This window comes from Pseudomonas sp. B22(2017) (assembly GCF_002113105.1).
GTDB classification, from domain to species: domain Bacteria; phylum Pseudomonadota; class Gammaproteobacteria; order Pseudomonadales; family Pseudomonadaceae; genus Aquipseudomonas; species Aquipseudomonas asiatica.
Genome location: NZ_NEJN01000010.1, coordinates 162,196 through 181,564, shown reverse-complemented (window position 1 = coordinate 181,564; position 19,369 = coordinate 162,196). Strand labels below are relative to the sequence as shown.

Below are 19,369 nucleotides of genomic sequence, written 5' to 3'. Positions count from 1 at the left end.
TCAGTGAAATGACCGGGGGAGAGAAATCAGAAAAAGAAAAAGGGTAGCCGAGGCTACCCTTTTACTCAATCGCAACAGAAGTTATCAGCCGAGGGCCGATTACTTGCCTCTGCGCATTTGCTGGACGGTACGCAGCTGAGCTGCGGCCTCGGCCAGACGTGCGGCGGCGGCGCCGTAGTCGAAGTCCGCGCCTTTCAGATTCAGGGCGTTCTCGGCAGCCTTGAGGGCTTCCTGAGCCTGAGCTTCATCCAGGTCTGCAGCACGTTGCACGGTATCGGCAAGCACCTTGACCATGTTCGGCTGAACCTCGAGGAAACCACCAGAGATGTAGAACACCTCTTGGGCGCCACCCTGCTTGGTCAGCGTGATCGGACCAGGCTTGAGATTGGTGATCAGCGGCGCGTGACCCGGAGCGATACCAAGATCACCCAGGTTACCGTGCGCAACTACCATCTCGACCAGGCCGGAGAAGATCTCTCCTTCCGCGCTGACGATATCGCAATGGACTGTCATAGCCATCTGCTTGCCTCAACCTGATAGCGCCCCTTGCGGGGCGCAGGAATTACAGTTTCTTGGCTTTCTCGATCGCTTCGTCGATGCTGCCGACCATGTAGAACGCTTGTTCTGGCAGGTGGTCGTAGTCACCTTTGAGGATGCCGCTGAAGCCAGCGATGGTGTCTTTCAGGGAAACGTACTTGCCTGGCGAACCGGTGAAGACTTCGGCCACGAAGAACGGCTGCGACAGGAAGCGCTGGATCTTACGAGCGCGGGCTACCAGTTGCTTGTCGGCTTCGGACAGTTCGTCCATACCCAGGATCGCGATGATGTCTTTCAGCTCTTTGTAGCGCTGCAGAACATACTGAACGCCACGAGCGGTCTCGTAGTGCTCGTTGCCGATCACGTTCGGGTCCAGCTGGCGCGAAGTCGAGTCCAGTGGGTCGACCGCTGGGTAGATACCCAGGGAGGCGATGTCACGGGACAGAACGACGGTGGCGTCCAAGTGGGCGAAGGTGGTCGCAGGCGACGGGTCGGTCAAGTCGTCCGCAGGTACGTATACGGCCTGAACGGAGGTGATCGAACCTTCCTTGGTGGAGGTGATACGCTCTTGCAGAACGCCCATCTCTTCAGCCAGGGTCGGCTGGTAACCTACTGCCGAAGGCATACGGCCCAGCAGTGCGGATACTTCGGTACCGGCCAGGGTGTAACGATAGATGTTGTCGACGAACAGCAGAACGTCGTTACCTTCGTCACGGAACTTCTCGGCCATGGTCAGGCCGGTCAGCGCTACGCGCAGACGGTTTCCTGGTGGCTCGTTCATCTGACCGTAGACCAGCGCTACCTTGTCGAGAACGTTGGAGTCCTTCATCTCGTGGTAGAAGTCGTTACCCTCACGAGTACGCTCACCCACACCAGCGAACACGGAGTAACCACTGTGTTCCATGGCGATGTTACGGATCAGTTCCATCATGTTTACGGTCTTGCCGACACCGGCACCACCGAACAGACCAACCTTACCACCCTTGGCGAACGGGCAAACCAGGTCGATAACCTTGATGCCGGTTTCCAGCAGGTCGTTGCCGCCTGCCTGGTCAGCGAACGAAGGCGCTGGCTGGTGGATACCGCGACGCTCTTCTTCGCCGATCGGGCCGGCCTCGTCGATCGGGTTGCCCAGTACGTCCATGATACGGCCCAGGGTGGCCTTACCAACAGGAACGGAAATGGCAGCGCCGGAGTCAACGACTTCCAGACCGCGCTTCAGGCCTTCGGTCGAGCCCATCGCAATGGTACGAACCACGCCGTCGCCCAGCTGCTGCTGAACTTCCAGGGTGGTTTCCGCGCCTTGTACTTTCAGCGCGTTGTAAACACTCGGCACGACGTCACGTGGGAATTCCACGTCGATGACGGCGCCGATGATTTGAACGATACGTCCGCTACTCATAGCTGGATCCTCTGAATATTTGAACCGTTAAACCGCGGCAGCGCCGCCGACGATTTCCGAGATCTCCTGGGTGATCGCAGCCTGACGCGCCTTGTTGTAGATCAACTGAAGCTCTTTGATCAAATCACCGGCGTTGTCTGTGGCGTTCTTCATGGCGATCATCCGGGCCGCTTGTTCAGCAGCGTTGTTCTCGACCACCGCCTGGTACACCTGCGACTCCACGTAACGCACCATCAAGCCGTCCAGCAGCTCTTTTGCGTCGGGTTCGTACAGGTAGTCCCAGTGATGCTTGAGATCCTGATCCGGGGTTGCCACCAACGGTACCAATTGCTCGACCGTTGGCTTCTGGGTCATGGTGTTGATGAACTTGTTCGAAACCACCGAGAGGCGATCGATACGGCCGTCCAGGTAGGCGTCCAGCATCACTTTGACGGAGCCGATCAGATCGTTGATCGATGGCTCTTCGCCCAAGTGGCTGATCGCGGCTACGACGTTGCCGCCAAAGATGCGGAAGAAAGTCGCACCCTTGCTGCCGATCACGCACAGGTCGATTTCCACGCCCTGTTCGCGGTTTTCGTTCATGTCCTTGACCAGGGCCTTGAACAGGTTGGTGTTCAAGCCACCGCACAGACCACGGTCACTGCTCACCACGATATAACCGGCGCGCTTTACAGGGCGCTCGATCATGAACGGGTGGCGGTATTCCGGGTTGGCGTTGGCCAGATGACCGATCACCTGGCGGATACGCTCCGCGTAAGGACGGCTAGCAGCCATGCGCATTTGTGCCTTGCGCATCTTGCTGACCGCCACTTTCTCCATGGCGCTGGTAATTTTTTGCGTGCTTTTGATGCTCGCAATCTTACTGCGAATCTCTTTTGCGCCTGCCATGTATCACCTATCAGGTTAGCAAGCGGGGGCCTGAGCCCCCGCTGCGGCTTACCAGGTCTGGGTGGCCTTGAACTTCTCGATACCGGCTTTCAGGCCTGCGTCGATTTCGTCGTTGAAGTCACCCTTCACGTTGATCTTCGCCATCAGTTCAGCGTGATCACGGTTGAAGAAGGCGATCAGTGCTTGCTCGAAGCTACCGATCTTGGAGACTTCTACGTCAGTCAGGAAGCCACGCTCAGCGGCGTACAGCGACAGAGCCATGTCCGCGATGGACATCGGCGCGTACTGCTTCTGCTTCATCAGCTCGGTAACGCGCTGACCATGCTCCAGCTGCTTGCGGGTCGCTTCGTCCAGATCGGAAGCGAACTGGGCGAATGCAGCCAGTTCACGGTACTGAGCCAGAGCGGTACGGATACCACCGGACAGCTTCTTGATGATCTTGGTCTGAGCGGCACCACCTACGCGGGATACCGAAACACCGGCGTTCACTGCTGGGCGGATGCCCGAGTTGAACATGGCCGATTCCAGGAAGATCTGACCGTCGGTGATGGAAATCACGTTGGTCGGAACGAACGCGGAAACGTCGCCAGCCTGGGTTTCGATGATCGGCAGGGCGGTCAGGGAACCGGTCTTGCCAGTGACTGCGCCGTTGGTGAACTTCTCGACATACTCTTCCGAAACGCGCGATGCACGCTCCAGCAGACGGGAGTGGAGATAGAACACGTCACCTGGGTACGCTTCACGTCCTGGTGGACGACGCAGCAGCAGGGAGATCTGACGGTAGGCAACGGCCTGCTTGGACAGGTCATCGTAAACGATCAGGGCGTCTTCACCGCGGTCACGGAAGAACTCGCCCATGGTGCAGCCGGCGTATGGCGCCAGGAACTGCAGTGCGGCGGATTCCGAAGCACTGGCAACGACCACGATGGTGTTGGCCAGGGCGCCGGCTTCTTCCAGCTTGCGAACGATGTTGGCAACGGTGGAACGCTTCTGGCCGACAGCAACATAAACACAGAAAATACCGGAGTCTTTCTGGTTGATGATGGCGTCGATGGCCATGGCGGTCTTGCCGATCTGACGGTCACCGATGATCAGCTCGCGCTGGCCACGGCCGACAGGGATCATGGCGTCGACGGACTTGTAGCCAGTCTGTACAGGCTGGTCTACCGACTTACGCCAGATCACGCCTGGAGCGACCTTTTCGACCGCGTCGGTTTCGGTGGTGGTCAGAGGACCTTTGCCATCGATCGGGTTACCCAGAGCGTCGACGACGCGGCCCAGCAGGCCTTTGCCGACCGGAACTTCCAGGATGCGACCGGTACACTTGGCGCTCATGCCTTCGGCGAGGGTGTCATAGGCACCCAGGATCACTGCACCTACGGAGTCTTGCTCCAGGTTCAGGGCCATGCCGAATACGCTGCCAGGGAACTCGATCATTTCGCCGTACATGACGTCGGCCAGACCGTGGATCCGCACGATACCGTCGGATACCGAAACAACGGTACCTTCGTTACGGGCTTGGGAGCTCACATCGAGGTTGTCGATGCGGCCCTTGATGATTTCACTAATTTCGGAAGGATTGAGTTGCTGCATTGCTCTGCTGCCCCTTCAAACTCAAGATTTCAATGCTTCGGCCAGTTTCGCGATTTTGCCGCGAACAGAGCCATCGATTACCAGGTCACCGGCGCGGATGACGACGCCGCCAATCAGGCTGGCATCCTCCGACGCGTGCAGGCGCACTTCCTGGCCTAACCGTGCACTGAGAACCTTGGCGAGTTTGTCTTGCTGTTCTTGGTTCAACGCGAAGGCACTGGTGACTTCCACGTCCACGGATTTCTCTTGCTCGGCCTTGTACAGGTCGAACAGGGCGGCAATCTCCGGCAGAAGCAGGAGACGGTCGTTTTCCGCGGCAACATGAATGAAATTCCGTGCCTGTGCATTGAACTTGTCACCGCACACGTCAATGAACGTGGCGGCCTTTTCTGCGCTCGTCAGTCGCGGGGCCTTGAGCAGGCGCTGCATGGTGTCGTCTTGCGACACCGCAGCAGCCAGGCCGAGCATGGCTGACCAATTGGCCAGTTGCTGATGGGCCTGGGCATGCTCAAAGGCAGCCTTAGCGTAAGGTCGGGCCAACGTGGTCAGTTCTGCCATGATCGCCCTCGCTTAAATTTCAGCGGCCAGTTTGTTAACCAGCTCCGCATGCGCGTTTTGATCGATTGTGGCGCCAAGGATCTTTTCAGCACCACCAACGGCCAGGGCACCCACTTGGGCGCGCAGGGCGTCTTTAGCGCTGTTCAGTTCCTGTTCGATCTCGGCCAGAGCCTGAGCCTTCACACGGTCAGCTTCGACGCGGGCCTGATCACGGGCTTCCTCGACAAGCTGAGCAGCGCGTTTCTTGCTTTGCTCGATGATTTCGGCTGCCTGTGCTTTAGCTTCGCGCAGTTGCTGACCCGCTTTCTCTTGGGCCAGCTCCAGGTCGCGAGCTGCGCGGTTGGCAGCGTCCAAGCCGTCGGCAATCTTCTTTTGGCGCTCTTGCAGGGCAGTGATGACCGGAGGCCACACATACTTCATGCAGAAGAGTACAAAAATCAGAAAAGCAACGGATTGGCCAATCAGGGTTGCATTAATGTTCACGCCAACACCTCGCTCGGTCTTAATTCATACAGCCATCAACTCGTGGTGACGAGTGATTAGCCGGCGATCTGACCAACGAACGGATTCGCGAAGGTGAAGAACAGAGCGATACCAACACCGATCATGGTTACGGCGTCGAGCAGACCGGCAACGATGAACATTTTAACCTGCAGCATCGGAACCATTTCTGGTTGACGAGCAGCGCCTTCCAGGAACTTGCCGCCCAGCAGGCCGAAACCAATGGCGGTACCCAGAGCACCCAGGCCGATCAGCAGAGCAACAGCGATAGCGGTCAGACCAACTACAGTTTCCATCTTTCCTCCCGACTTTTACGTCGTATTGGTTAGGTTTTTAGTTTGAAGCGGTAAAACAAATCGTTTGGTACAGCATGCCCTTGCGGACTTTTTAAGCCCTCCCCCCGAACAGGCGGGGAAGGCTATCAGACACGCCAGGCGGTCTTAATGGTTATCTTCGTGAGCCATCGACAGGTAGACGATGGTCAGCATCATGAAGATGAAAGCTTGCAGGGTGATGATCAGGATGTGGAACACAGCCCACGCCCATTGCAGCACCACACCCAGGCCGCTGAGCCACAGCAGGCCGGAGCCGAACATTACAGCGATCAGGATGAACACCAGTTCGCCGGCGTACATGTTGCCGAACAGACGCAGTGCCAGCGAGATCGGCTTGGCGATCAGGGTGACGAATTCCAGCAGGAAGTTGACCGGAATCAGCAGGATCTGAACGAAGATGTTCTTGCTGCCGAACGGGTGCAGGGTCAACTCACCGATGAAGCCGCCCAGGCCCTTGACCTTGATGCTGTAGAAGATGATCAGGGCGAACACGCAGAAGGCCATGGCCAGGGTCGCGTTCGGGTCGGTGGTCGACACGGCGCGGAACGGAATGTGCGGGTCACCGGAGATCAGGATGGCCAGCTGAGGAATCCAGTCGACCGGTACCAGGTCGACGGCGTTCATCAGGAATACCCAGACGAAAATGGTCAGCGCCAGCGGAGCGATTACTGGGCTACGGCCGTGGAAGGAGTCCTTCACGCTGCCGTTGACGAAGTCCACCATCACTTCTACGAAGTTCTGCAGGCCGCCAGGTTGGCCGGAAGTCGCCTTCTTGGCCGCCATGCGGAAGATGAACAGGAAGATCAGACCCAGCGCGACGGACCAACCCAGGGTGTCCAGGTGGAACGCCCAGAAGCCCATTGCCTTGGCTTCTGCAGCCGAATGGGCGAAGCCCCAGCTGCCGTCTGGTAGTTGACCGTAGGTCAGGTTCTGCAAGTGGTGCTGGATATAGCCCGAAGCGGTTTCTGCTGCCATGGTTGCCTCAAACGCCCTAAGGTCTCGAAAGTCTTTTATTCATCAGCAGGGGCGCGAACCAGCTGACCAAAAGGGTCAACACGAAGACGCCGAATACTGCTAGCGGCGCCAGTGGCTTCACTCCTGCGAAGGTCAGTGCAAAAAGCACTGCCGTCAAAATCATCTTGCCTGCCTCGCCAGCGTAGAACGACTTGACGATGGCTTGTGCCGCCCGGGCCCCACTGAAGCGAAAAGCCTTCCAGGCGAAATACACATTGGGTAGCCAGGCAATCAAACCTCCGCAAAGGCCTGAATATCCACTGACCGCCCCTTTCCACTGCCACAACACCAACGTTGCCAGCAGCAGTACGACGAATTGAGCCAGCAGTACCGGGAAAACCGCCCAGCGATGGAAAGGCAGGCGGTTTGGCGTGCGGATTTCCATCACAACTGCTCCTCGGAAGTCGACCAGCAAGTCAGTTATGACTTGGCATAATTTGTGCCGACAAAATGCGCGCAGAGTATAGGGGTGGATTAACCCCTATTCAACTATTCGGTAGTGATTTCCGACTGCGCGCTACAACGGGAATTGTTTCAGCGGATGTGAGCAAGCACGCCTTGCAACTCGTCAAGCGAGTTGTAGCGAATAACCAATTGGCCTTTGCCCTTGTTGCCATGGCGTATCTGCACGGCCGAGCCCAGGCGCTCTGCGAGCCGCTGTTCAAGGCGTGCGATATCCGGATCAGGTTTGCTCGGTTCGACCGGATCAGGTTTGTCACTGAGCCACTGGCGAACCAGTGCCTCGGTTTGGCGCACGGTGAGGCCACGTGCGACAACATGACGCGCCCCCTCCTCCTGCCGGTGTTCTTCCAGGCCGAGCAATGCTCGGGCGTGGCCCATCTCCAGGTCGCCATGGGCAAGCATGGTCTTGATCGCGTCAGGCAGGGTGATCAGGCGCAGCAGGTTGGCCACGGTTACCCGCGACTTGCCTACGGCATCGGCCACCTGTTGCTGGGTGAGTTCGAACTCCTGCTGCAGGCGCTGCAGGGCCAGCGCCTCTTCCAGCGGGTTAAGGTCTTCACGCTGGATGTTCTCGATCAGCGCCATGGCGATGGCGGCTTCGTCGGGCACTTCGCGGACCATCGCCGGGATCTTGTCCAGGCCAGCCTGCTGGGTGGCGCGCCAGCGGCGCTCACCGGCGATGATCTCGTAGCGGTTGCCATCGATCGGGCGCACCACGATCGGTTGCATCACGCCATGGTTGCGAATCGAGTGCGCGAGCTCTTCCAGCGCCTCCGGGTCCATGTCCCGACGCGGCTGGTATTTGCCACGCTGGATCAGCTCGACCGGCAGGTGTTGCAGTTCTTTCTGGTCGATCTTCACAGCCTGCTCTTCGAGCGCGCTGACGGAAGGACCACTGAGCAGTGCATCCAACCCACGTCCGAGACCCCGTTTCTTGACGGCCATACGGATTCCTTAAGTTGTTTGTGCAGTGCGTGATTGACGGCGTTGACGGCGTACCAGTTCCCCAGCCAGGGCCAGATAAGCCAGCGCGCCTCGCGATTGCTTGTCGTAGGCCAGGGCCGGCATGCCGAAGCTCGGGGCCTCGGCCAGGCGAATGTTGCGCGGAATGACCGTGTCGTACAGCTGCGGGCCAAAGTGCTCCTTCAGCTGCGCCGAGACATCGTTGTTCAGGCTCAGGCGCGGATCGTACATGGTCCGCAGCAGGCCCTCGATCTTCAGCTCCGGGTTCAACCGGGCGGCGATGCGCTTGATGTTATCCACAAGGTCGCTGAGACCTTCCAGTGCGTAATACTCGCACTGCATCGGGATGATCACGCCATCTGAAGCGACCAGTGCGTTGAGCGTCAGCATCGACAGCGACGGAGGGCAATCGATGAGGATGTAGTCGTAGTTCTCGCGGATAGGCGCCAAGGCGTTGCGCAGGCGGCTCTCCTTGACCTGCATTTCCAGCAGCACCACTTCGGCGGCTGTCAGGTCACGGTTGGCCGGCAGCAACTGGAAACCACCGTGCTCGGAGTAATGCATGGCCTGGGCCAGGTCGCATTCCCCGATCAACAGGTCGTAGACCGAGTGCTCGAGCTCGTGCTTGTCCACACCGCTGCCCATGGTGGCGTTGCCCTGCGGATCGAGGTCGATCAGCAGCACACGACGCTTGGTCGCGGACAGCGAGGCAGCGAGATTGATACAGGTGGTGGTCTTGCCCACACCACCTTTCTGGTTCGCGATTGCGAATACCTTAGCCATTGTTGCGTGTGTTCCCAGTCATGCCTTGCGGCGCAGTATCAGCAGATGGCGCTGGCCCTGGCAACCTGGAACGGTCAGGGCCTGCTCGCTTTCCACTGTGAAGTCTGCGGGCAATGCTACCAGTTCATCGGCAGGATGCAGCCCCTTCATTGCAAGCCATTGCGTCCCGGTGTCGCCCAGGTGGCGGGTCCAGTTGGTGAAGTTCTCCATGCTGCTGAAGGCGCGAGAGATGATTCCGCTGAAAGGTTGTGCCGGCTGGAAGGCTTCGACCCGGCTGTGGATAACCGTGAGGTTGTCCAACTTGAGCTCCATTTTCACCTGGGTCAGGAAGCGGGTCTTCTTGCCATTGGCGTCCAGCACCGTCACGCGCTTGTGTGGATGCAGGATAGCCAACGGGATACCGGGCATGCCACCGCCACTGCCGACATCCAGCCAATTATCACGCTCGCTGTGGATAAACGGCATGACACTGAGGCTGTCGAGCAGGTGACGCGACACCATCTCGTTGGGGTCACGCACGGCGGTGAGGTTGTAGGCTTTGTTCCATTTGATCAACAGGGCCAGGTAGCCGAGCAGCATCTCGTGATGCTCGGCGCTCAGCTCGACACCGAGCTGACGCGCACCTGTGGACAACTCTTCAGCGTGTTGCGGGGTGACCAGGGAACTCAAGCGCTTTGCTCCAATTCGCGGCCAGCGCCGCGTTTTTTCAAGTGAATCAGCAACAGGGAAATCGCCGCCGGGGTCACGCCCGGGATACGCGAAGCCTGACCCAGGGTTTCCGGACGGGTCTGGCCCAGCTTGCCCTGGATTTCCTTGGACAGGCCGGAAATCGTCGAGTAATCGATATCCACAGGCAGGCGGGTGTCTTCGCTGGCGCGCAGACGTGCGATTTCATCCTGCTGGCGGTCGATGTAGCCGGCGTACTTGGTGCGAATTTCGACCTGCTCGGCGACCTGTGGATCGATCGCTTCGCCGCCGGTTGCCTCGATCAGGCCGGCGTAGTCGATTTCCGGGCGCGCCAGCAGGTTGAGCAGGCTGTACTCGTGGCTGAGCGGGGTACCGAACTTATCCACAATCGCCTGGCCTTGCTCGGTGTTCGGGCGTACCCAGGTCGACTTCAGGCGCTGCTCCTCGCGTTCGATGCCGTCGCGCTTGGCGCAGAAGGCGGCCCAACGCTGGTCGTCGATCAGGCCGAGTTCACGGCCCTTTTCGGTCAGCCGCAGGTCGGCGTTGTCTTCGCGCAGGATCAGGCGGTACTCGGCACGCGAAGTGAACATGCGGTACGGCTCCTGGGTACCCAGGGTAATCAGGTCGTCGACCAGTACGCCGATGTATGCCTCGTCGCGGCGCGGGCACCAGCTGTCTCGGCCCTGCGCCCGCAGGGCCGCGTTGGTCCCGGCCAGCAAACCTTGGGCGCCGGCTTCTTCGTAACCGGTGGTGCCGTTGATCTGGCCGGCGAAGAACAGGCCGCCGATGACTTTGGTCTCGAGGCTGTACTTGAGGTCACGCGGGTCGAAGTAGTCGTATTCGATGGCATAGCCCGGGCGCACGATGTGGGCGTTCTCCATGCCACGGATCGACCGCACCAGCTCCAGCTGCACGTCGAACGGCAGCGAAGTGGAAATACCGTTGGGGTACAGCTCATGGGTGGTCAGGCCTTCCGGCTCGATGAACACCTGGTGGCTTTCCTTGTCGGCGAAGCGGTGGATCTTGTCTTCGATCGACGGGCAGTAGCGCGGGCCGACACCTTCGATGACACCCGAGTACATCGGCGAACGGTCGAGGTTCGAGGCGATGATCTCGTGGGTGCGCGCATTGGTGTGGGTGATCCAACAGCTCACTTGGCGCGGGTGCATCTGGGCATTGCCCATGAACGACATAACCGGAATCGGCGTATCGCCTGGCTGCTCGGTCATCACCGAGAAGTCCACCGAACGGCCGTCGATGCGGGGCGGGGTACCGGTTTTCAGGCGGCCGACGCGCAGCGGCAGTTCACGCATGCGGTGGGCCAAGGCGATCGAAGGCGGATCGCCGGCGCGACCACCGGAATGGTTTTGCAAACCAATGTGAATAAGCCCGCCGAGGAAAGTACCGGTGGTCAGTACCACCGATTCGGCGAAGAAACGCAGGCCCATCTGGGTCACCACGCCTTTGACCTGGTCCTGCTCGACGATCAGGTCGTCGCAGGACTGCTGGAATATCCACAGGTTCGGCTGGTTTTCCAGGATTTCACGCACCACTGCCTTGTAGATGGCGCGGTCGGCCTGTGCACGGGTAGCGCGTACAGCCGGGCCCTTGCGGTTGTTCAGAACGCGGAACTGGATGCCGCTCTTGTCGGTGGCCAGCGCCATGGCGCCGCCGAGGGCATCGATCTCTTTGACCAGATGGCTTTTGCCAATACCGCCAATGGCGGGGTTGCAGCTCATGTGACCGAGGGTTTCCACGTTATGGGTCAGCAGCAGGGTTTTCACACCCATACGTGCAGACGCAAGCGCAGCCTCGGTACCGGCATGGCCGCCGCCGATGACGATCACTTCAAAACGGGAAGGGAAATCCACCACGCACCTCGTGCCTGTTTTTGCGAATAGAGAAGGTAAGCGGACAAGTATAGGGACTTCACACCCTTTAAAGAAACCGTCTGAGCAAATTTTGACCAGTCTGTGGATGAGTGGCAGCCAACAGAAATCAAAGAGGAGAAATTTAAAAAAGCTTTGTTTTTATGTTTATTCTTATGCACAAGCCTTTCTGTGGATAAGCTTATGCAGGCCTTTATCCATGCTGTGTAGAGCAAAATTAAACCCTGTGGCTGGAGTACCATGAGGGTTATGGATAACACGATTTAGCCTGTGGATTAAATGGCTGTTTACCCACAAGCACGTTTGTCCTCAGAAAAAAAGCCTGCTTATCAACGGGGCTGAAGGCGAGTTTTCCACAGGGCTCCTGAGAGCAGATTGGGGTAGGTGAATGAAAAGAATGTGAACCTGCACCGGCCTCTTCGCGGGTGAACCCGCTCCCACAGGAATCTGCAGAGTCTTCAGGTGTGGCGCGATTTCCGTGAGAGCTGCGAAATTTGAGGAAAAAAAAAGCCGCTCCCGAAGGAGCGGCTCTTGGTGTTACCCGGCTGTGGATTACTTACCGATGCAGAAGCTGGAGAAAATCCGCCCCAGCAGGTCATCAGAGCTGAATGCCCCGGTAATCTCACCCAGGGCCTGCTGCGCCTGCCGAAGGTCTTCCGCCAACAGCTCACCCGCGCCAGCCAGGGTCAGTTGTGCACGGCCATGTTCCAGGTGCTCACTGGCCTGGCGCAGGGCATCCAGATGGCGCCGGCGAGCGCTGAAGCCACTCTCGGCCGTCTGTTCATAACCCATGCAGGCCTTCAGGTGGTCACGCAGCAACTGCAGCCCTGCATCGTCCCCTTTGGCACTGAGGGTGATCGTTACATGGCCGTCATCGCACTGTTCCAGCGCTACCCGCTCACCACTAAGATCAGCCTTGTTCCGAATCAGCGTCACCTTGGCCGGGTCTGGCCGCTGGTCGAGAAATTCTGGCCACAGGGCGAACGGGTCGCTGGCCTCGGGCGCGGTGGAGTCCACCACCAACAACACCCGATCTGCCTCGCCAATGGCCTTCAGCGCACGTTCTACGCCAATCTTTTCCACATGGTCATCGGTGTCGCGCAAACCGGCAGTATCGACCACGTGTAGCGGCATGCCGTCGATGTGGATATGTTCGCGCAGGATGTCCCGCGTGGTGCCGGCAATATCAGTCACGATGGCCGCTTCCCGCCCGGCCAGCTGGTTCAGCAGGCTCGACTTGCCAGCATTCGGCCTACCGGCGATGACCACAGTCATGCCGTCACGCAGCAAAGCCCCCTGCCCGGCTTCACGCTGTACTTTGGACAACTCGCCCCGCACGGTATCGAGCATGGCCAGCACATGGCCGTCGGCGAGGAAGTCGATTTCCTCTTCAGGGAAGTCGATCGCCGCCTCGACGTAGATGCGCAGCGCAATCAACGCATCGGTCAGGAAGTGCACGCGCTTGGAGAACTCCCCCTGTAGCGAACGCAGGGCATTGCGCGCAGCTTGGCTGGAACTGGCTTCGATCAGGTCGGCAATGGCTTCGGCCTGGGCCAGGTCGAGCTTGTCGTTGAGGAATGCACGCTCGCTGAACTCACCCGGGCGAGCCAGCCGGCAACCAACCTGTACACAGCGCTGCAGCAGCATATCCAGCACCACCGGGCCACCGTGGCCCTGCAGTTCCAGCACGTCCTCGCCGGTGAACGAATTCGGCCCGGGGAAGAACAGCGCGATCCCTTCGTCCAGCACCAGGCCTTCCTCGTCGCGGAACGGGCCGTAATGGGCGTGGCGCGGGGTAAGCGTACGGCCGGTGATCAACTGGCCGGCCTTGGCAGCCAGAGGGCCGGACAACCTGACAATACCCACACCGCCGCGGCCCTGGGCGGTAGCGATGGCGGCGATAGTTTCACGCACAGTGTTCATGCTGGAAAGCCTCTACGACAAAAACGACAGATAGCAAAAACGCCCCACTAGGGGGCGTTTTTATTCACAGGCTAGCGCAGTAGCCTGTCAAGCAGCAGCTTTTTTGGTGGCTGCTTCGATGCTGCGGGTGATGTACCACTGCTGTGCGATCGACAGGCAGTTGTTCACAACCCAGTACAGCACCAGACCAGCCGGGAACCACAGGAAGAAGAAGGTGAAGATGATCGGCATCATTTTCATCACCTTGGCCTGCATCGGATCCGGCGGCGTCGGGTTCAGGCGCTGCTGGATGAACATGGTGGCGCCCATGATGATCGGCAGGATGAAGAACGGATCCTTGATCGACAGGTCGGTAATCCACAGCATCCATGGAGCCTGGCGCATTTCCACGCTTTCCAGCAGTACCCAGTACAGGGCCAGGAACACTGGCATCTGCACCAGGATCGGCAAGCAGCCGCCCAGCGGGTTGATCTTCTCTTTCTTGTACAGCTCCATCATCGCCTGGGACATCTTCTGGCGATCGTCACCGAAGCGTTCCTTCAGTGCAGCGAGCTTCGGCGCAACGGCACGCATGCGCGCCATCGAACGGTAGCTGGCAGCCGACAGCGGGAAGAACAGGCCTTTGATCAGCATGGTCAGCACGATGATCGACCAGCCCCAGTTACCCAGCAGGCTGTGGATATGTTGCAGCAGCCAGAAGATCGGCTGGGCGATGAACCACAGGAAGCCATAGTCGACGGTCAGTTCCAGGCCTGGGGACAACTCTTTCAGCTTGGACTGGATTTTCGGGCCGGCGTACAGCATGGCGCTGGTTTCGACCTTGCCGCCAGCAGGCACGCTGATGGCCGGGCCGGTGTAGCCGATGATGTAGTTGCCCTGGCTGTCCTTGCGGGTCTGGACAACGTTGTTGTCCGACTTGGCCGGAATCCAGGCGGTCACGAAGTAGTGCTGCAGCCAGGCAACCCAGCCGCCGGACACATTTTCTTTCAAACTACCTTTGTCGATGTCCTTCATCGAGACCTTTTTGTAAGGCTCGGAAGCAGTCCACAGGGCAGCGCCCAGGTAGGTGGCGGTGCCGGTGGCAGTACTCGACGACGGATCGGAGCTGGCGTCACGCTTGAGCTGGGCAAACATGTTGCCGCTCCAGGCCTGACCGCTCTGGTTGTCGATCAGATAGCTGACGGTCAGGTCGTACTCGCCGCGCTTGAAGCTGAAGCGCTTGATGTAGTTGACGCCGTTGTCACTGAACTTCAGGTCGACCACCAGTTGTTCCTGGCCATCGGCCAGCTGGTAACCCTTCTTGTCGGTAGCGTACAGAGGGCGACCGGCAGGGCGGGCATCCGGACCGTTTACGCCGGTCAGGCCGCTTTGTGCCAGGTAGACACGTTCGCCACCGTTGTCGAACAGCTGGAACGGAATTTCCGGGTGGTCCTGGCGACGTGGGTACTGCGGCAGGTTCAGCTGGACGATGTCACCACCGACCGGATCGATAGCCAGCTCCAGGACATCGGTCTTGACCCGGATCAGGTCCTTGCTGACCGCAACCGGTGCCAGTTCGGCTGCGCTGGTTTCGGCGTTGGCGCTTGGCACATCGGCGCTGGCGCCGGCGTTACCGGCCGGTACGCCATCCGGCAAACCCGGGGCAACGGTGCTGGCAGCAGTATTCTGAGTCGGCAGGGCAGCCTGGCCGTAGTCCTGGTTCCACTTGAGGACCATGACGTAGGACACGATTGCCAGGGCGACGATCAGGATCGTGCGTTTAATATCCATGATTACTCGGCTATCGAAGAAGTTCGGGAGGAAGGAGCGGGAGGAACGGGATCGAAACCGCCGTCGTTCCACGGATGACAACGCCCCAGGCGACGAACGGCTAGCCACCCACCACGCCAGAGGCCGTGGTTTTCGATGGCTTCATAAGCGTAACAGGAGCAACTGGGGAAGAAACGACAGTGATTGGCCATCAGAGGACTAATGGCGTAACGGTAAAACTGGATCGGAACGAGCGCCAGTTTACGCATCTTGGCTGTCTACCCCTACGGAATTGGCGGTTACTGCTGGACTGGGCCGGCTGCGCGCCAGGCGTTTCCAGAGTTTGCCAAAGTGTTGGTGCAATTCCGGGTTTTCTATCTCACCCAATCCCTTGCGCGCGACGATCACAATGTCCAACCCGGCAAGCAATTGCTGGTTCAGGCGAAAGGAATCGCGCATCAAGCGCTTGAGGCGGTTGCGTTGAACGGCGAGCTTGACGCTCTTCTTGCCGATCACCAGGCCAAGGCGTGGGTGATCGAGGCCGTTCTCGCGAGCAAGGATCAGCAGGTTTTTCCCTGGAACCTTGCCGGTTGGGGAGTCGAAGACCGCTTTGAAATGTCGGGGTGTAAGCAGTCGCTTTTCCCGACTGAAGTCCTGACTCACCACCTGTGCCGAAAAATCAAATGGCCAGACGCTTACGGCCTTTGGCACGACGACGCGACAGAACAGCGCGGCCGTTCTTGGTAGCCATACGGGCACGGAAGCCGTGGGTGCGCGCGCGCTTGATGGTGCTTGGTTGGAAAGTACGTTTCATGGCGTGTTACCTGGTTTGTCGACGACGGGCCGGGATGGCCCCCTTTTTAAGAGACCGGCGATTCTAGAGAAAGCAAGCCCGTAGGTCAATTTCCAACCAGTCTTTCCATATAGAGCACGTGATGGACGGTGCGTGCTTGTCCATCCCTCAAGGGTGCTTGATCGGACACACGAATTGGGGACAACATGAAAAAAAAGAAGAGACATATAAAAAGCTTTTCTGAAGAATCTATAAATCTTAAGTGGATAACCTTCTGTGGATAACCTGCTTGAGGCCAGAAAATCCGGGCTGTATAGAGTTTTACAACTGTGTTCTCAACCGGTGCTGCGCTTGTTTTCTTCGTGGTCAAAAGCTGTGGATTAAATCGCCGCTTATCCACAGCGGAGTTATCAACAGACCTGACCTCAGAGTTGTGCATAGCGCTCATGGCTGCTTATCCACAGGGCTTATTCACAGTGTGAGGAAGCCGTTTTGGTCGATAAATGGCTGTTTTGTCATGGTTCCTAACGTGTCCACATGTGGATAACTGGACGCTCGACCGGTACAATGGCGGTTTGTTTTTGCCTCATCCGGCTTTCAAACTCAGGGGATATCCGTGTCAGTGGAACTTTGGCAGCAGTGCGTGGAGCTTCTGCGCGATGAACTGCCTGCCCAGCAATTCAACACCTGGATCCGTCCGCTACAGGTCGAAGCCGAAGGCGACGAGTTGCGCGTCTATGCGCCTAACCGTTTCGTTCTCGATTGGGTCAATGAAAAGTACCTGGGTCGTTTGCTCGAGCTGTTGGGCGAAAACGGCAGCGGCATTGCGCCTGCCCTTTCCTTGTTGATCGGCAGCCGTCGCAGCTCCGCGCCACGTGCCGCACCCAACGCGCCAGTAAGTGCTGCGGTGGCCGCCTCGCTGGCCCAGAGCCAGACACAGAAGGCAGTGCCGGCAGCGGTCGAACCCGTCGCCGTCGCGGCGGCCGAGCCTGTGCTGGTCGATGAACTGGCCGAGCCATCCTCGCGTGACAGCTTCGATGCCATGGCCGAACCGGCTTCTGCGTCGTCTGGCAGTGCCCGGACCGAACAGCGTACCGTGCAGGTTGAAGGTGCGCTCAAACACACCAGTTACCTGAACCGCACCTTCACCTTCGACACCTTCGTCGAAGGTAAGTCGAACCAGCTGGCGCGCGCGGCTGCCTGGCAGGTGGCAGACAACCCTAAGCATGGTTACAACCCGCTCTTCCTTTATGGTGGTGTGGGCCTGGGTAAAACCCACCTCATGCATGCTGTGGGTAACCACCTGCTGAAGAAGAACCCGAACGCCAAGGTCGTGTACCTGCATTCGGAGCGCTTCGTCGCGGACATGGTCAAGGCGCTGCAGCTCAACGCCATCAACGAATTCAAGCGTTTCTACCGCTCGGTGGATGCGTTGCTGATCGACGATATCCAGTTCTTTGCCCGTAAAGAGCGCTCGCAGGAAGAGTTTTTCCACACCTTCAACGCCCTGCTCGAGGGTGGCCAGCAGGTAATCCTTACCTCTGACCGCTACCCCAAGGAGATCGAAGGCCTGGAAGAGCGTCTGAAGTCGCGCTTTGGTTGGGGCCTGACGGTGGCCGTCGAGCCACCAGAGCTGGAAACCCGCGTGGCGATCCTGATGAAGAAGGCCGACCAGGCCAAGGTCGAACTGCCGCATGACGCGGCCTTCTTCATTGCCCAGCGCATCCGTTCCAACGTCCGTGAACTGGAAGGCGCATTGAAGCGGGTGATCGCTCACTCGCACTTCATGGGCCGCGACATCACCATCGAACTGATTCGTGAGTCGCTCAAGGACCTGCTGGCGCTCCAGGACAAGCTGGTCAGTGTGGATAACATTCAGCGTACCGTCGCCGAGTACTACAAGATCAAGATCTCCGATCTGTTGTCCAAGCGTCGTTCGCGTTCCGTGGCGCGTCCACGCCAGGTGGCCATGGCCCTGTCCAAGGAACTGACCAACCACAGTCTGCCGGAAATCGGCGACATGTTCGGTGGTCGCGACCATACGACCGTGCTGCACGCCTGCCGCAAGATCAACGAACTGAAGGAATCCGACGCGGACATCCGCGAGGACTACAAGAACCTGCTGCGGACGCTGACGACCTGATGGCCGTCTGCGCAGCTAATTGAAGGCAAGGGACTAGACCATGCATTTCACCATTCAACGCGAAGCCCTGTTGAAACCCCTGCAACTGGTCGCCGGTGTCGTCGAGCGCCGCCAGACCTTGCCGGTCCTGTCCAACGTATTGCTGGTCGTGCAAGGCCAGCAACTGTCGTTGACTGGTACCGACCTGGAAGTCGAACTGGTAGGCCGCGTGCAACTGGAAGAGCCGGCCGAGCCTGGCGAAATCACTGTCCCGGCACGCAAGCTGATGGACATTTGCAAAAGCCTGCCGAACGACGTCCTGATCGATATCAAGGTCGACGAGCAGAAACTGTTGGTCAAGGCCGGCCGCAGCCGCTTTACCCTGTCGACCCTGCCAGCCAATGACTTCCCGACCGTGGAAGAAGGCCCGGGCTCGCTGACCTGCAACCTGGAACAGAGCAAGCTGCGCCGCCTGATCGAGCGCACCAGTTTCGCCATGGCCCAGCAGGATGTGCGCTACTACCTCAACGGTATGCTGCTGGAGGTTTCCCGCAACACCCTACGAGCTGTGTCCACTGACGGTCATCGCCTGGCGCTGTGCTCCATGAGCGCACCGATCGAGCAGGATGATCGCCACCAGGTCATCGTGCCACGCAAAGGTATCCTCGAACTGGCACGCCTGCTGACCGACCCGGAAGGCATGGTCAGCATCGTCCTGGGCCAGCACCACATTCGCGCCACCACCGGTGAATTCACCTTCACTTCCAAGCTGGTGGACGGCAAGTTCCCGGACTACGAGCGCGTACTGCCCAAGGGCGGTGACAAGCTGGTGGTCGGCGACCGTCAGGCGCTGCGTGAAGCCTTCAGCCGTACTGCGATTCTTTCCAACGAAAAGTACCGCGGTATCCGCCTGCAACTGGCTGCTGGCCAACTGAAGATCCAGGCCAACAACCCCGAGCAGGAAGAAGCTGAAGAAGAAATCAGCGTGGACTACGAAGGTAGCTCGCTGGAAATCGGCTTCAACGTCAGCTACCTGCTGGACGTGCTGGGCGTAATGACTACCGAGCAAGTTCGTCTGATCCTGTCCGATTCCAACAGCAGTGCCCTGCTGCAGGAAGCTGGCAATGACGATTCTTCCTACGTTGTCATGCCAATGCGTCTGTAACCCGT

At 58.9% G+C, this 19,369-nt stretch carries 21 protein-coding genes; 2 read left to right on the top strand and 19 right to left on the bottom strand.

All coding sequences use genetic code 11. The features are described from left to right. Positions 1–99: 99 nt before the first annotated feature. From CAG18_RS19845 to CAG18_RS26760, 19 genes are all read right to left on the bottom strand, one after another. Complete coding sequence (locus CAG18_RS19845; RefSeq protein ID WP_003260039.1) at positions 100–519, bottom strand: F0F1 ATP synthase subunit epsilon; 420 nt, start codon at positions 517–519, stop codon at positions 100–102. A gap of 43 nt (positions 520–562) precedes the next feature. Next, positions 563–1,939 (bottom strand): F0F1 ATP synthase subunit beta, encoded by a 1,377-nt coding sequence (gene atpD, locus CAG18_RS19840; RefSeq protein WP_013974904.1) that lies wholly within the window; start codon positions 1,937–1,939, stop codon positions 563–565. A 27-nt stretch (positions 1,940–1,966) separates the two neighbouring features. Then, positions 1,967–2,827, bottom strand: coding sequence for a F0F1 ATP synthase subunit gamma (atpG, locus tag CAG18_RS19835; protein WP_013974905.1), 861 nt, complete (start codon positions 2,825–2,827; stop codon positions 1,967–1,969). 48 nt (positions 2,828–2,875) lie between these two features. Beyond that, complete coding sequence (atpA, locus tag CAG18_RS19830; RefSeq protein WP_013974906.1) at positions 2,876–4,420, bottom strand: F0F1 ATP synthase subunit alpha; 1,545 nt, start codon at positions 4,418–4,420, stop codon at positions 2,876–2,878. Positions 4,421–4,441: 21 nt separating this feature from the next. Further along, on the bottom strand, positions 4,442–4,978 hold the full coding sequence (locus tag CAG18_RS19825; RefSeq protein WP_003260034.1) for a F0F1 ATP synthase subunit delta: 537 nt from the start codon (positions 4,976–4,978) through the stop codon (positions 4,442–4,444). 12 nt (positions 4,979–4,990) lie between these two features. Continuing rightward, positions 4,991–5,461, bottom strand: coding sequence for a F0F1 ATP synthase subunit B (locus CAG18_RS19820; protein WP_003260032.1), 471 nt, complete (start codon positions 5,459–5,461; stop codon positions 4,991–4,993). 56 nt (positions 5,462–5,517) lie between these two features. Beyond that, positions 5,518–5,775: a F0F1 ATP synthase subunit C gene (gene atpE, locus CAG18_RS19815; RefSeq protein ID WP_003097235.1), complete on the bottom strand. Its 258-nt coding sequence runs from the start codon at positions 5,773–5,775 to the stop codon at positions 5,518–5,520. A gap of 144 nt (positions 5,776–5,919) precedes the next feature. Then, the gene (gene atpB / locus CAG18_RS19810) at positions 5,920–6,789 is read right to left on the bottom strand and encodes a F0F1 ATP synthase subunit A (protein ID WP_003260030.1); all 870 of its coding nucleotides are present in this window, start codon (positions 6,787–6,789) and stop codon (positions 5,920–5,922) included. A 16-nt stretch (positions 6,790–6,805) separates the two neighbouring features. Further along, positions 6,806–7,213: a F0F1 ATP synthase subunit I gene (locus tag CAG18_RS19805; RefSeq protein ID WP_008092225.1), complete on the bottom strand. Its 408-nt coding sequence runs from the start codon at positions 7,211–7,213 to the stop codon at positions 6,806–6,808. A 149-nt stretch (positions 7,214–7,362) separates the two neighbouring features. Beyond that, positions 7,363–8,235 carry a ParB/RepB/Spo0J family partition protein gene (locus tag CAG18_RS19800; protein ID WP_003260029.1) on the bottom strand — a complete coding sequence of 291 codons (873 nt, stop codon included), beginning with the start codon at positions 8,233–8,235 and terminating at the stop codon, positions 7,363–7,365. A 9-nt stretch (positions 8,236–8,244) separates the two neighbouring features. Further along, entirely contained in the window at positions 8,245–9,036 is a 792-nt protein-coding gene (locus CAG18_RS19795) for a ParA family protein (RefSeq protein WP_085721406.1), read from the bottom strand. Positions 9,037–9,054: 18 nt separating this feature from the next. Then, positions 9,055–9,705 carry a 16S rRNA (guanine(527)-N(7))-methyltransferase RsmG gene (gene rsmG, locus CAG18_RS19790; protein WP_015268402.1) on the bottom strand — a complete coding sequence of 217 codons (651 nt, stop codon included), beginning with the start codon at positions 9,703–9,705 and terminating at the stop codon, positions 9,055–9,057. Beyond that, a complete protein-coding gene (gene mnmG, locus CAG18_RS19785) occupies positions 9,702–11,594 on the bottom strand; it encodes a tRNA uridine-5-carboxymethylaminomethyl(34) synthesis enzyme MnmG (RefSeq protein ID WP_015268403.1) in 1,893 nt (630 codons plus the stop codon). The genes rsmG and mnmG overlap by 4 nt, the downstream gene beginning before the upstream one ends. A gap of 570 nt (positions 11,595–12,164) precedes the next feature. After that, positions 12,165–13,535 carry a tRNA uridine-5-carboxymethylaminomethyl(34) synthesis GTPase MnmE gene (mnmE, locus tag CAG18_RS19780; protein WP_015268404.1) on the bottom strand — a complete coding sequence of 457 codons (1,371 nt, stop codon included), beginning with the start codon at positions 13,533–13,535 and terminating at the stop codon, positions 12,165–12,167. 87 nt (positions 13,536–13,622) lie between these two features. Then, complete coding sequence (gene yidC / locus CAG18_RS19775) at positions 13,623–15,305, bottom strand: membrane protein insertase YidC (RefSeq protein WP_015268405.1); 1,683 nt, start codon at positions 15,303–15,305, stop codon at positions 13,623–13,625. Positions 15,306–15,307: 2 nt separating this feature from the next. Next, positions 15,308–15,553, bottom strand: coding sequence for a membrane protein insertion efficiency factor YidD (gene yidD, locus CAG18_RS19770; RefSeq protein ID WP_015268406.1), 246 nt, complete (start codon positions 15,551–15,553; stop codon positions 15,308–15,310). Further along, on the bottom strand, positions 15,546–15,950 hold the full coding sequence (rnpA, locus tag CAG18_RS19765) for a ribonuclease P protein component (protein ID WP_003260020.1): 405 nt from the start codon (positions 15,948–15,950) through the stop codon (positions 15,546–15,548). The genes yidD and rnpA overlap by 8 nt, the downstream gene beginning before the upstream one ends. A gap of 13 nt (positions 15,951–15,963) precedes the next feature. Beyond that, entirely contained in the window at positions 15,964–16,098 is a 135-nt protein-coding gene (gene rpmH, locus CAG18_RS19760; RefSeq protein ID WP_003253163.1) for a 50S ribosomal protein L34, read from the bottom strand. Between the two features lie 85 nt (positions 16,099–16,183). Further along, a complete protein-coding gene (locus tag CAG18_RS26760; RefSeq protein WP_143492673.1) occupies positions 16,184–16,525 on the bottom strand; it encodes a hypothetical protein in 342 nt (113 codons plus the stop codon). 168 nt (positions 16,526–16,693) lie between these two features. On the opposite strand from CAG18_RS26760, the gene dnaA reads away from it, so the two are divergent. Further along, positions 16,694–18,220, top strand: coding sequence for a chromosomal replication initiator protein DnaA (dnaA, locus tag CAG18_RS19755; RefSeq protein ID WP_015268407.1), 1,527 nt, complete (start codon positions 16,694–16,696; stop codon positions 18,218–18,220). A 40-nt stretch (positions 18,221–18,260) separates the two neighbouring features. Beyond that, complete coding sequence (gene dnaN / locus CAG18_RS19750; protein ID WP_015268408.1) at positions 18,261–19,364, top strand: DNA polymerase III subunit beta; 1,104 nt, start codon at positions 18,261–18,263, stop codon at positions 19,362–19,364. The last annotated feature ends 5 nt before the right edge of the window (positions 19,365–19,369 follow it).